Genomic DNA, 12,599 nt, shown 5'->3' on the forward strand with positions numbered 1-12,599 from the left:
CCTGAGGCCTCAGGTGCGTCAGGGGCGGCCGGCCGGCGCGGGCAGGGCGATGCGGTGCTCGCCCGCGTAGATGTTCATGGAGGCGCCGCGCAGAAAGCCCACCAGGGTCATGCCGGCCTCCACGGCCAGGTCGACGGCCAGGGACGACGGGGCGGAGACGGCAGCCAGAACCGGGATGCCCGCCATCATGGCCTTCTGCGCCAGCTCGAAGGAGGCCCGCCCGGAGACCACCAGCACCGTACGGGACAGCGGCAGGTCCCCCGCCTGCAGCGCCCGGCCGACCAGCTTGTCCACCGCGTTGTGCCGGCCGACGTCCTCCCGCAGGTCCAGCAGTTCGCCGTCCTCGCTGAACAGGCCCGCAGCGTGCAGCCCGCCGGTCCGGTCGAAGACCCGCTGGGCCGCGCGCAGCCGCTCGGGCAGCCGGGCCAGCAGCTCGGTGGTCAGGCGCAGCGGGGGAGTGTCGGCGAGCGGCCAGCGGGCCGTGGTGCGGACCGCGTCCAGGCTCGCCTTGCCGCACAGGCCGCAGGAGGAGGTGGTGTAGACGTTGCGCTCCAGGGTGATGTCCGGGACGGTCACGCCCGGCGCGGTCTGCACGTCCACCACGTTGTAGGTGTTGGCGCCGTCGGCCGTCGCGCCCGCGCAGTACACGATGTTGCGCAGCTCGGAGGCCGTGCCCAGCACGCCCTCGCTGACCAGGAAACCGGCGGCCAGTGCGAAGTCGTCGCCCGGCGTGCGCATGGTGATCGCCAGCGGCCTGCCGTTCAGCCGGATCTCCAGGGGTTCCTCGGCGACGAGTGTGTCCGGACGGCCGGTGACCGCTCCGTCCCGGACCCGGAGCACCTTGCGTCGTTCCGTCACTCGTCCCATGCGGTTCATTGTCCCCGAGCGGGAACGGACGGCCGTCGGCGGATACACGGAAGCCGACAAGGGCGGCACCCGATTCCTGTCGCTTCACCTGCCGTCGTACTGGTCGGTCACTGATCAGACTGGTGCATCCCGTTACCGACCTGACAGGGGGACCGCCCATGATCGGCTCGCGTATCACCGCCGTCGGCCACTACCAGCCCGCCCGGGTGCTCACCAACGAGGAGCTCGCGGGCATGGTCGACACCAGCGACGCGTGGATCACGAGCCGGGTGGGCATCCGCACCCGCCACATCGCCGGCCCCGACGAGCCCGTCGACGAACTGGCCGCGCACGCCGCCGCGAAGGCGCTGGCGGCGGCCGGCCGCGCCCCCGCCGACATAGACCTCGTCGTCGTCGCCACCTCCACGGCGATCGACCGCTCGCCGAACATGGCCGCCCGGGTCGCGGCCCGCCTCGGCATCCCCTGTCCCGCCGTACTGGACGTGAACGTGGTGTGCGCGGGGTTCCCGCACGCGCTGGCGACCGCGGACCACGCCCTGCGGGCCGGTGCGGCGCACCGCGCGCTGGTGATCGGCGCGGACAAGATGTCCGACGTGACCGACTGGACCGACCGCACCACCTGTGTGCTGGTCGGTGACGGGGCGGGCGCCGCCGTGGTGGAGGCGGCCGAGGAAGCGGGCGTCGGACCGGTGCTGTGGGGCTCCGTGCCCGAGATGGGGCACGCGGTGCGGATCGAGGGGACGCCGCCCCGGTTCGCGCAGGAGGGGCAGAGCGTCTACCGGTGGGCCACCACGCGGCTGCCGTCCATCGCCCGCCAGGTCTGCGAGAAGGCGGGGCTGGCGCCCGAGGACCTCGCCGGTGTCGTGCTGCACCAGGCGAACCTGCGCATCATCGAACCCCTCGCGGCCAAGCTGGGCGCGGTCAACGCCGTGGTCGCCCGTGACGTCACCGACTCCGGCAACACCTCGGCCGCGTCCATCCCGCTGGCGCTCTCCAAGCTGGTCGAGCGGGGCGAGCTGACCACCGGCGACCCGGTGCTGCTGTTCGGCTTCGGCGGCAATCTGTCGTATGCGGGACAGGTCGTCCGGTGCCCGTGACCGCCGCCCGCCGGTTCAGGGACATGCGTAGGTGAACTCGGTCGCCGCCGTGTGGCCGGCGGGGGACAGCAGGTTCAGCTCCGCGCGGGCCTCGTAGCGGCCCTTGCCCTCGAACGTCCACAGCAGGCGCAACCGCACCTGCTTCTGGCCCGGCAGCACGTCCTGGTGCAGCACGGAGGCCGTGCCGTCGCTGCGCAGCCAGCGGTAGGACACCGTGCCGGGGCGGCCGTTGGTGGTGAGCGTGGCGGTGATTTCCGCGGTGCCGTCGCAGCCGACCGTGCCGTGCCGGGCCGCGACCGTCACCCGGTGGACCGTCAGATCCGGCCCCAGGCCTAGCCAGGCGAGGAACGCGAGCACGGCGAGCACCACGAGCACGGGCAGCGCGTGACGCCGCCGGCTTCTGCGCCCGGGCGGAGCGGGCGGCGCGGGGACGGGGAGCGTGATGTGCGTACGACGCGCCGTCGCACCCTGCACACCGGGTCCGAACCGCAGAACCGCGCCTTCCACGCGGTCCGGTTCCACGCGGTCCGGTTCCACGCGGTCCGGATCGGCGCGGTCCGGATCGGCGCGGTCCGGATCGACGCGGTCCGGATCGACGCGGTCCGGGGCCACCCGATCCTGCCGGGCCGTCCCGGCGGACGCATCCCGGTCGTCGCGGACCGTGGCCCGGACCGTGTCCGGCTCAGCGTCCGGCTCAGCGTCCGGCTCGGTGTCCGGCTCGGGGCGCTGGACCCAGTGCGAGGCCAGCACGGTGGCGCTGTAGTCGTCGCCCGCGGCGGGGCGCGCGGTGTCATCGGGCTTGGTCATCGCAGCTCGCACCGCCGGGTGAGGAGTTGCTGCGAGGCGCCCCCGTCGGCCGGGGCGGGCGTGGTCGTGGCCCGAACCGTCCAGTAGCAGCCGCGGTTCTGGAAGACGTGCTCGACGGTCACCGTGTACTCGGTCGCGCCGCTGCGCTGGAAGACCTCGGAGGTGCCGTCCGGCACGCCGGGCTGCCCGGCGGTGTTGCCCGCGGACCAGGCGAGGCTGATCGAGACCGGCCCGGTGCCGTCCGTGACGACGGTGACGGTGGCCGTCGCGGTCGTCGGCCCGGTCTGACGGAACTCCGCCACCGTGACGTCCTTGACGGCGGGCGCGGCCGGCGCCGTGTCCGGAGGCGGCGGGGGGTCCGTCTGCGTGGTCGGGGTGGTGGTCGCGGTCGCCGGACCGGACGGCGGCTCGGATGTGGTGTCCGTGGCCGCGGTGGGTCCGGTGGGCGCGGTCGAGGGAGTGCCGGACTCGGCGGACGGCGCGGCCGACCCGGTGGGTGCCGACGCGGAGGGTGCCGAGGCGGAGGATGCCTGAGGCGACGCGACCGGTCCGGTGGGACCGGAGGTGACGCCCGGCACCGCGCTGGTCGTGGCGAAGACCTCGGCCGCCTGCCGCGTGCTGTCCTCGGCACTCGGCGGCGTCGCGTACGCCGCCTTGATCGCCACGATCGCGGCGGCGGCCGCCACGGCCACGCCCGTCCAGGTGGGCCGCCAATCCCGTGCCCAGGCCCGGCCCGGGCCTGGGCGCAGCGCCGTGTGCGCGGTGTCGGTCGCCGAGCGCGGTTCCGTGCGGGCCGAGGGGAGCAGCAGGGCGAGCAGCGCCACCAGCGCGGCCAGCCTGCCCCGGCCGCGCTCCTCCCAGTCGTCCCCGTACGCGGCTCGGGCCACCGCCTCCAGCTCGGCGACGAACGCCCCCGCCTCGCCCGGCCGTTGTGCCGGGTCCTTCGCCAGGCCCCGGCGCACCAGCGGCCGTACCGGCTCTGGTACGTCCTCCTCGGGCACCCGCGCCTCGGTGTGCCGCAGCGCGAGTTCGGCGATGTTGTCGCCGGGGTAGGGCTTGCGGCCGGTCAGGCACTCGAAGAAGGTGGCCGTGGCGGCGTAGACGTCGGTGGCCGGGGAGGCCGCCTCGCCCCGCCACTGCTCGGGCGCCATGTAGGAGGGCGTTCCGGCCACGCCGCCCCGGGTCCCCGAGTCCACGGCGATGCCGAAGTCCACGAGCTTCGACAGGCCCTCCGGGTCCACCAGGACGTTCTCCGGCTTGTAGTCGCGGTGCACCACGCCCACCCGGTGCGCGTCGGCGAGGCCGAGCAGTGAGCCCTTGAGGATCACCAGCGCGGCCTCGGCCTCCAGCGGACCCTGCCGGGACAGCACCGTGCGCAGGGACACGCCGTCCACCAGCTCCATCACGATGGCCGCGCCGTCCGGGCTCTCCACGTACTCGTACAGCCCGGCGACATGGGGGCTGTCCAGGCCGGCGAGCAGCCGTGCCTCCGCGCGGAAGTCCCGCACGAAGTCCGGGCGGCCGCGCAGGGACTCGCTGAGGTACTTCACCGCGACGGGGACCCCGGTCCCTTCGTGGAGGGCGAGGACGACCCGCCCGCTCGCCCCGGACCCGAGTTCCAGCGACTCGGTGTATCCGGGCACCGTCCATGTGCTCATCGGTCTCTCCCCGGGGCCGGTCGTCGCCCGGAGGTCTCACGCACTCCGCGGCACCCGGCCCTCGCGACCTCAGACACTTTTCCGGTTCGCACGGTTGCGGGTGTGGGCGTACTCACCTGTACCGGCCCGTAGTTCGCGGGCTTCCGCCCGGACGGGCCGGGCCACGTCCCCGCCTTTGTCCTGTGAGTGGAAAAAGTGGGGCCCAATTCCTGCGCGACTTCTTCCCACCCTCGGCAGCCGCTGCTACGTTCCCTCCGAAAGCAAGCGCCACGCAGGTGGCCGGAATCCGGTGCACACCAGCCGATCGAGGCGGGGAGGGGCTCGTGAGACGTATGACGGCGCGACCCGCGAACGCCCATCAGGCCCGGCTGCTGAAGCTGTTGCGGGACGGCGGCCCCAACTCCCGGGCCCAGCTGGGCGACCAGGTCGACCTGTCACGGTCGAAGCTGGCCGTGGAGGTGGACCGGCTCCTGGAGACGGAGCTGGTGGTCGCCGACGGGCTCGCGGCATCGCGCGGCGGCCGCCGGTCGCACAACATCCGCCTCAACCCGCATCTGCGGTTCCTCGGCGTCGACATCGGCGCGACCTCCGTCGACGTCGCCGTCACCAACGCCGAACTGGAGATCCTCGGGCACATCAACCAGCCCATGGATGTCCGGGAGGGGCCGGTCGCGGTCTTCGAGCAGGTGCTGTCCATGGCCGCCAAGCTCAAGGCGTCCGGACTCGCCGAGGGCTTCGACGGCGCCGGCATCGGCGTCCCGGGACCGGTGCGCTTCCCCGAGGGCGTCCCGGTGGCCCCGCCGATCATGCCCGGCTGGGACGGCTTCCCCGTGCGGGAGGCGCTCAGCCAGGAACTCGGCTGCCCGGTCATGGTCGACAACGACGTGAACCTGATGGCGATGGGCGAGCAGCACGCCGGAGTCGCCCGCACCGTCGCCGACTTCCTCTGCGTCAAGATCGGCACCGGCATAGGCTGCGGCATCGTCGTCGGCGGTGAGGTCTACCGCGGCACGACGGGCAGCGCCGGCGACATCGGGCACATCCAGGCGGTGCCCGACGGCCACCCGTGCGCCTGCGGCAACCGGGGCTGCCTGGAGGCCCACTTCTCCGGCGCCGCCCTCGCCCGCGACGCGCTGGAGGCCGCCCAGCAGAACCGGTCACCGGAACTCGCAGCCCGGCTGGAGAACAACGGCACGCTCACCGCCGTCGACGTCGCCGCGGCAGCCGCCGCCGGGGACGCCACCTCCCTCGACCTGATCCGCGAGGGCGGCAACCGCACCGGCCAGGTCATCGCCGGCCTGGTCAGCTTCTTCAACCCGGGCCTGGTGGTGATCGGCGGCGGGGTGACCGGCCTCGGCCACACCCTGCTCGCCGCCATCCGCACCCAGGTCTACCGCCAGTCGCTGCCGCTGGCGACCGGCAACCTGCCCATCGTCCTCGGCGAGCTGGGCCCCACCGCCGGAGTCATCGGCGCGGCCCGGCTCATCAGCGACCACCTGTTCTCGCCCGCGTAAGCGGGCACCGCACCACCGCCGGCCCGGCCGGCACCGCGCAGCACCACCACCGCACGTCCCCCCACGCCGCTCCGCCCTGCCCTGACAACGTTCTACTGAGCACGCCCGCAACGCCCGACCGAGCGCGCCCGCAACGCCCGACCGAGCGCGCCCGCAACGCCCGACCGAGCACGCCCGCAACGCCCGACCGAGCGCGCCCGCAACGCCCGACCGAGCGCGCCCGCAACGCCCGACCGAGCGCGCCCGCAACGCCCGACCGAGCGCGCCCGCAACGCCCGACCGAGCGCGCCCGCAACGCCCGACCGAGCACCACCGAGCACAACGCCCGACCGAGCACCCAGAGCACGTAGACAACGTCCGGCCTAGCACGCCGACACCGTTCCCACCGAGCACGCCCTGACACCGGCCCGAACGTCCGCCGAGGGGAAGTCCGCATGGCACCCGAACCACCGCTGCTCAGCATGTCCGGCATCACCAAGTCGTTCCCGGGAGTCCGGGCCCTCGACGGCGTCGACCTCGACGTCCAGGCCGGCGAGGTGCACTGCCTGCTGGGCCAGAACGGCGCCGGCAAGTCCACCCTGATCAAGGTGCTGGCCGGTGCCCACCAACCCGACACGGGCACCATCCGCTGGCGCGGCGAGGAGGTGACGCTGCGTTCCCCGATCGCCGCCATGAGCCTCGGCATCGCCACCATCTACCAGGAACTCGACCTGGTGGAGCACATGTCCGTCGCCGAGAACGTGCACCTCGGCCACGAACCCACCGCCGCCGGCTTCGTCGTCCGCGGCCGGGCCGCCCGGGAGGCGACCGCCCAGCTGCTCAAGCGGCTCGGGCATCCGGAGATCGATCCCGCCCGGCTGGTGGGGGAGTTGTCCGCCGCACAGCAGCAGATCGTGTCCATGGCGCGGGCGCTCTCCCACGACGTGCGGCTGATCGTGATGGACGAGCCGTCCGCCGCCCTGGACCCGGACGAGGTCGACAACCTCTTCCGCATCGTCGGCGACCTCACCGCCGACGGCGTCGCCGTCGTCTACATCTCCCACCGGCTCGAGGAGATCCGGCGCATCGGCGACCGGGTGACGGTGCTGAAGGACGGCCGGGCGGTCGCCGTCGGACTGCCCGCGAAGTCGACGCCCACCCGCGAGGTGGTGTCGCTGATGACCGGCCGCAATGTGGAGTACGTCTTCCCCGAGCGGCCCGCCTCCGCCCCCGGGACCGCCCCGGTGCTCACCGTCGAGAACCTCTCCCGGCAGGGCGAGTTCGAGCCGCTCGACCTTGAGGTGCGGGCCGGGGAGATCGTCGGGCTTGCCGGGCTGGTCGGCTCCGGACGCTCCGAGATCCTGGAGACGGTCTACGGCGCCCGCCGCCCCGACACCGGCCGGGTCCTCGTCGACGGCAAGCCGCTCAGACCCGGCAGCGTCCGCGCCGCCGTCCGCGCCGGGGTGGGACTGGCCCCCGAGGAGCGCAAGGCGCAGGCGCTGCTGATGCTGGAGTCCGTCACCCGCAATGTGTCGGTCTCCTCCATGTCGCGCTTCTCGCGCGCCGGCTGGATCGACCGCGGCGCCGAACTCGGCGCGGCCCGCGCCGCCACCCGCGAGCTGTCCCTGCGCCCCGACAACCCGAACGTGCCCGTGCGCACCCTGTCCGGCGGCAACCAGCAGAAGGCCGTGCTCGCCCGCTGGCTGCTGCGCGGCTGCCGGGTGCTGCTGCTGGACGAACCCACCCGCGGCGTCGACGTCGGCGCCCGCGCCGAACTGTACGCGGTGGTCCGCCGGCTGGCGGACGAGGGCCTCGCCGTGCTGCTGGTCTCCAGCGAGGTCCCCGAGGTGCTCGGCCTCGCCGACCGCGTGCTGGTGCTGCGCGAGGGACGGGTCGTCCACACCGCCCCCGCCCGTGAGCTCGACGAACACCGTGTACTCGACCTGGTCATGGAAGGAAGCCCGGCGTCATGACGCAGCCCGTCTCCCCGCCGCGGGACGACAGAACCGGCAAGGTCCCGCCGGCCGGCCAGGCGCCCGCCTGGCGCGCCGTGTGGTCCCGCGCCGACGTCCGCACCCTGTCGCTGCTCGGCGTGCTCGCCGTGCTCGTGCTGATCGGCGGCATCACCAAACCGGACGAGTTCCTCGACACCCGCAATCTGCAGCTCGTCCTCACCCAGGCGTCCGTCATCGGCGTGGTCACCGTCGGCATGACCTTCGTCATCACCTCCGGCGGCATCGACCTGTCGGTCGGCGCGATCGTCGCCCTCGCCTCGGTGTGGGCCACCACCGTGGCCACCCAGGAGTACGGGTTCGGCGGCATCCTGTTCACCTCGATCGTGGTCGGCGTCGGCTGCGGTCTGGTCAACGGGGTGCTCATCGCCTACGGAGGCCTGGTCCCGTTCATCGCCACCCTGGCCATGCTCGCCTCGGCCCGCGGTCTCGCCCTGCTGATCACCGAGGGACGCACCCAGGTCGTCACCGTCCCCAGCGTCCTCGACCTCGGCGAACGGGACGCCTATGTGCTCGGCATCCCGCCGCTGGTGCTGGTGTTCGGCGTGGTCACCGTCATCGGCTGGCTGCTGCTGAACCGGACCACCTTCGGCCGCCGCACCGTCGCCGTCGGCGGCAACGCGGAGGCCGCCCGGCTGGCCGGCATCGACGTCCGCCGCCAGCGCCTCTACCTCTACCTGCTGTCCGGGCTGTGCTGCGGCATCGCGGCCTTCCTGCTGATCGTCCTGTCCGGCTCCGGTCAGAACACCAACGGCAACCTCTACGAACTCGACGCCATCGCCGCCGCGATCATCGGCGGCACCCTGCTCACCGGGGGCCGCGGCACCATCGTCGGCTCCGTCCTCGGCGTCCTGATCTTCACCACCATCACCAACATCTTCGCCCTGAACAACCTGCAGAGCGACGTCCAGCAGATCGCCAAGGGAGCGATCATCGTCGCCGCCGTGCTGGTCCAGCGCCGTACCGCGAGCACGACCTGACGAAAGGGTTCACCGCCATGCCAGAGCACATGCCCTTCGCGAGCCGCAGAGGTCTCCTGTTCGGAGCCGCCGCCGTGTCCGCCGGTGCCTTCCTCACCGGGTGCACGAGCAACGAGCCCAGTGACAAGGACGAGCCGGGCGCGAACGACCAGCCCGCCGCCGACGACAAGCCCGGCAAGCCGGTCACCATCGGCTTCGCCGGACCCCAGGCCGACCACGGCTGGCTCAACGCCATCAACGAGAACGCCAAGAAGCGTGCCGGGAAGTACTCCGACGTCACCCTGGAGATCACCGAGGGCTCCAACGACACCGCCCAGCAGATCGGCCAGATCGAGACCCTGATCAACAAGAAGGTCGACGTCCTGGTGATCCTGCCCGCCGACGGCAAGGCGCTCACCCAGGTCGGACTGAAGGCGATGCGGGCCGGCATACCGGTGATCAACCTGGACCGCATCTTCAACTCCCCGCAGGCGTATCGCTGCTGGATCGGCGGCGACAACTACGGCATGGGGCTGAACGCCGGTCACTACATCGGCGAGAAGCTCAAGGACAAGAAGAACGCCCGGGTCATCGAACTCGCCGGACTGGACAACCTGGAGCTCACCAAGCAGCGCACCCAGGGCTTCGACGACGCCCTGAAGAACTACCCCAACATCAAGAAGGTCGCCCGCCAGGCCGCCGAGTTCACCGTCGAGTCCGGCCAGGCCAAGATGGCCCAGCTGCTCCAGGCGCAGCCCGAGTTCGACGCGCTGTGGAACCACGACGACGACCAGGGCGTGGGCGCGCTGCGCGCCATCGAGCAGGCAGGGCGTGACGACTTCCTGATGGTCGGCGGCGCCGGCGCGCTCTCCGCCTTCCAGGCCATCAAGGCCGACAACGGGGTGCTCAAGGCCACCGTCCTGTATCCGCCGACGATGGCCGCCTCCGCGATCGACCTCGCCCGCGCCCTCGGCCAGAGCAAGGGCGTCGGCGGCCTCGCCGAGTACGAGATCCCGGCGTCGATCACCCTCTACTCGGCCGTCGTCGACAAGACCAACGTCGACCAGTACATGTCCACCGGCTTCAAGTAGGAGCCCCGGCCCACGGGCCTGACCAGCCCACCGGGCGGGGCACGCCCCCGGGAGACGGTGTGCGGCCCGCGCCGGTGAGCCGCCGGCGCACCACGCGAGCCGCACACACCCCCTGGGGTCTGTCTGCCGGCTCCCCGCCCGCCCTGCGAGGGCCGCCCTCCGGGCGGACACGGGGGCGCGTCAGACGGACACGGGCGGGGAGCCGTCCCCGCCCGACACGACGACGAGGAGGACATCCGCATGGCACAGCCGCAAGCGTCAGCAGGGGCGGACACGGGGAAGCCGCCGCTGCGTGTCGGCATGGTCGGCTACGCGTTCATGGGCGCCGCCCACTCCCAGGGGTGGCGCACCGCCGGCCGCGTCTTCGACCTGCCGCTGAGCCCCCAACTGGCCGTGATCTGCGGCCGGAACGCCGACGCCGTGCAAGCGGCGGCCGACCGGCACGGCTGGGCGGCGACCGAGACCGAATGGCGTGCCCTGGTGGAGCGGGACGACGTCGACCTCGTCGACATCTGCACGCCGGGCGACAGCCACGCCGAGATCGCGCTGGCCGCCCTCGCCGCCGGCAAGCACGTGCTGTGCGAGAAGCCCCTCGCCAACACCGTCGCCGAGGCGGAGGAGATGGCCCGCGCCGCCGAGGAGGCCGCCGGGCGCGGCCAGGTGGCGATGGTCGGCTTCAACTACCGCCGCGTCCCGGCCACCGCACTGGCCCGGCGGATGGTGGCCGAGGGCCGCATCGGCACCCTGCGCCACGTACGGGTGAGCTACCTTCAGGACTGGCTGGTCGACCCGCAGTTCCCGCTGACCTGGCGGCTGCGCCGCGAACAGGCCGGCTCCGGCTCGCTCGGCGACCTCGGGGCGCACATCGTGGACCTGGCCCAGCACGTGGCGGGCGAGCACCTGGCGGGCGTGTCCGCCCTCACCGAGACCTTCGTCAAGGAACGCCCGCTGCCCACCGCGCCCAGCAGCGGCCTCGCCGCCGTCTCCGCCGCCGGCACCGGGCAGGTCACCGTCGACGACGCCGCCGTGTTCACCGCCCGCTTCGCCTCCGGCGCCGTCGCCACCTTCGAGGCCACCCGGTACGCCACCGGCCGCAAGAACGCCCTGCGCCTGGAGCTCAACGGCGACCGCGGATCCCTCGCCTTCGACCTGGAGCGGCTCAACGAGCTGGAGTACCACGACGGCACCGAACCGGGCACGCACTCCGGCTTCCGCCGCATCCTGGTCACCGAACCCGACCACCCCTACCTGGAGGCCTGGTGGCCGCCGGGCCACGGACTCGGCTACGAGCACACCTTCGTGCACCAGGCCCGCGACCTGGTCCACGCGGTCGCCGACGGGCGCACGCCCGAACCCTCCTTCGCCGACGGGCTGCAGGTGCAGCGCGTGCTGGCGGCGGTGGAGGAGAGCGCCCAGAAGAACTCCGTCTACACCCCGATCGCCGCCTGAGAGGACGGATTTCAGATGCCGCGCAACTTCACCCTGTTCACCGGCCAGTGGGCCGACCTGCCGCTCGAGGAGGTCTGCCGGCTCGCCCGCGACTTCGGCTACGACGGCCTCGAACTCGCCTGCTGGGGCGACCACTTCGAGGTCGACAAGGCCCTCGCCGACCCCGGCTACGCCGAATCCCGCCACCAGCTCCTGGACAAGTACGGCCTGAAGTGCTGGGCCATCTCCAACCACCTGGTCGGGCAGGCCGTGTGCGACGCCATCATCGACGAACGCCACCAGGGCATCCTGCCCGCCGATATCTGGGGCGACGGTGACCCGGAGGGCGTGCGGCAGCGGGCCGCGGCCCGCATGAAGGACACCGCCCGGGCGGCCGCCCGGTTCGGCGTCGACACCGTCATCGGCTTCACCGGCTCGGCCATCTGGCACCTGGTCGCCATGTTCCCGCCCGCGCCCGAGTCGATGATCGAACGCGGCTACCAGGACTTCGCCGACCGCTGGAACCCGATCCTGGACGTCTTCGACGCCGAGGGGGTGCGCTTCGCCCACGAGGTGCACCCCAGTGAGATCGCCTACGACTACTGGACCACCCAGCGGGCGCTCGAGGCCGTGGACCACCGCCCCGCCTTCGGCCTCAACTTCGACCCCTCGCACTTCGTCTGGCAGGACCTCGACCCGGTCGGCTTCCTGTGGGACTTCCGCGACCGGATCTACCACGTCGACTGCAAGGAGGCACGCAAGCGCCTGGACGGCCGCAACGGCCGCCTCGGCTCCCACCTGCCCTGGGGCGACCCGCGGCGCGGCTGGGACTTCGTCTCCGCCGGGCACGGCGACGCCCCCTGGGAGGACGTCTTCCGCATGCTGCGCTCCATCGGTTACGAGGGGCCGGTCTCCGTCGAGTGGGAGGACGCCGGCATGGACCGGCTGCAGGGAGCGCCCGAGGCGCTGCGCCGCCTGAAGGCGTTCGACTTCGAGCCGCCCTCCGCTTCCTTCGACGCCGCCTTCAACAGCTGATCCGCAGCCCGGACTCGGGGACCGGACGCGCCGCCGGTCCCCGGTCCGGCATGCCCTGATGCCGCCTTTGTCCTGCGTTGGGAAAAAGTTCAACCGATTCCGTCGGACGGGGTGTTGGTTCCGAACGAAGGCGGCTACCGTCCTGAGGTGTC

Annotated in this window: 10 protein-coding genes; 7 read left to right on the plus strand and 3 right to left on the minus strand. The window is 72.8% G+C overall.

Annotated features, from left to right (window positions below; genetic code table 11):
* Positions 1-18: 18 nt before the first annotated feature.
* Positions 19-867: a formate dehydrogenase accessory sulfurtransferase FdhD gene (gene fdhD, locus ABD207_RS18885; RefSeq protein ID WP_344014277.1), complete on the minus strand. Its 849-nt coding sequence runs from the start codon at positions 865-867 to the stop codon at positions 19-21.
* Positions 868-1,025: 158 nt separating this feature from the next.
* Here fdhD and ABD207_RS18890 point away from each other — a divergent pair, with 158 nt between their 5' ends.
* A complete protein-coding gene (locus ABD207_RS18890; RefSeq protein WP_344014278.1) occupies positions 1,026-1,964 on the plus strand; it encodes a beta-ketoacyl-ACP synthase III in 939 nt (312 codons plus the stop codon).
* Between the two features lie 15 nt (positions 1,965-1,979).
* On the opposite strand, the gene ABD207_RS18895 is transcribed toward ABD207_RS18890, so the two are convergent.
* On the minus strand, positions 1,980-2,771 hold the full coding sequence (locus tag ABD207_RS18895; RefSeq protein ID WP_344014279.1) for a hypothetical protein: 792 nt from the start codon (positions 2,769-2,771) through the stop codon (positions 1,980-1,982).
* On the minus strand, positions 2,768-4,429 hold the full coding sequence (locus tag ABD207_RS18900) for a serine/threonine-protein kinase (RefSeq protein WP_344014280.1): 1,662 nt from the start codon (positions 4,427-4,429) through the stop codon (positions 2,768-2,770). Before ABD207_RS18900 ends, ABD207_RS18895 begins: the two co-directional genes overlap by 4 nt.
* A 332-nt stretch (positions 4,430-4,761) precedes the next feature.
* Here ABD207_RS18900 and ABD207_RS18905 point away from each other — a divergent pair, with 332 nt between their 5' ends.
* The 6 genes from ABD207_RS18905 to ABD207_RS18930 all read left to right on the plus strand — a co-directional run bounded on the left by ABD207_RS18905 (position 4,762) and on the right by ABD207_RS18930 (position 12,447).
* Positions 4,762-5,943, plus strand: a complete 1,182-nt coding sequence (locus tag ABD207_RS18905) for an ROK family protein (RefSeq protein WP_344014281.1) — start codon at positions 4,762-4,764, stop codon at positions 5,941-5,943.
* A 434-nt stretch (positions 5,944-6,377) separates the two neighbouring features.
* Complete coding sequence (locus ABD207_RS18910; RefSeq protein WP_344014282.1) at positions 6,378-7,895, plus strand: sugar ABC transporter ATP-binding protein; 1,518 nt, start codon at positions 6,378-6,380, stop codon at positions 7,893-7,895.
* The gene (locus ABD207_RS18915; RefSeq protein ID WP_344014283.1) at positions 7,892-8,914 is read left to right on the plus strand and encodes an ABC transporter permease; all 1,023 of its coding nucleotides are present in this window, start codon (positions 7,892-7,894) and stop codon (positions 8,912-8,914) included. The genes ABD207_RS18910 and ABD207_RS18915 overlap by 4 nt, the downstream gene beginning before the upstream one ends.
* A gap of 17 nt (positions 8,915-8,931) precedes the next feature.
* The gene (locus tag ABD207_RS18920) at positions 8,932-9,984 is read left to right on the plus strand and encodes a substrate-binding domain-containing protein (RefSeq protein WP_344014284.1); all 1,053 of its coding nucleotides are present in this window, start codon (positions 8,932-8,934) and stop codon (positions 9,982-9,984) included.
* Between the two features lie 240 nt (positions 9,985-10,224).
* On the plus strand, positions 10,225-11,433 hold the full coding sequence (locus ABD207_RS18925; protein ID WP_344014285.1) for a Gfo/Idh/MocA family protein: 1,209 nt from the start codon (positions 10,225-10,227) through the stop codon (positions 11,431-11,433).
* A gap of 15 nt (positions 11,434-11,448) precedes the next feature.
* Complete coding sequence (locus tag ABD207_RS18930; RefSeq protein ID WP_344014286.1) at positions 11,449-12,447, plus strand: sugar phosphate isomerase/epimerase family protein; 999 nt, start codon at positions 11,449-11,451, stop codon at positions 12,445-12,447.
* Positions 12,448-12,599: the final 152 nt, after the last annotated feature.

This window comes from Streptomyces thermospinosisporus (genome assembly GCF_039526425.1).
Classification (GTDB): domain Bacteria; phylum Actinomycetota; class Actinomycetes; order Streptomycetales; family Streptomycetaceae; genus Streptomyces; species Streptomyces thermocarboxydovorans.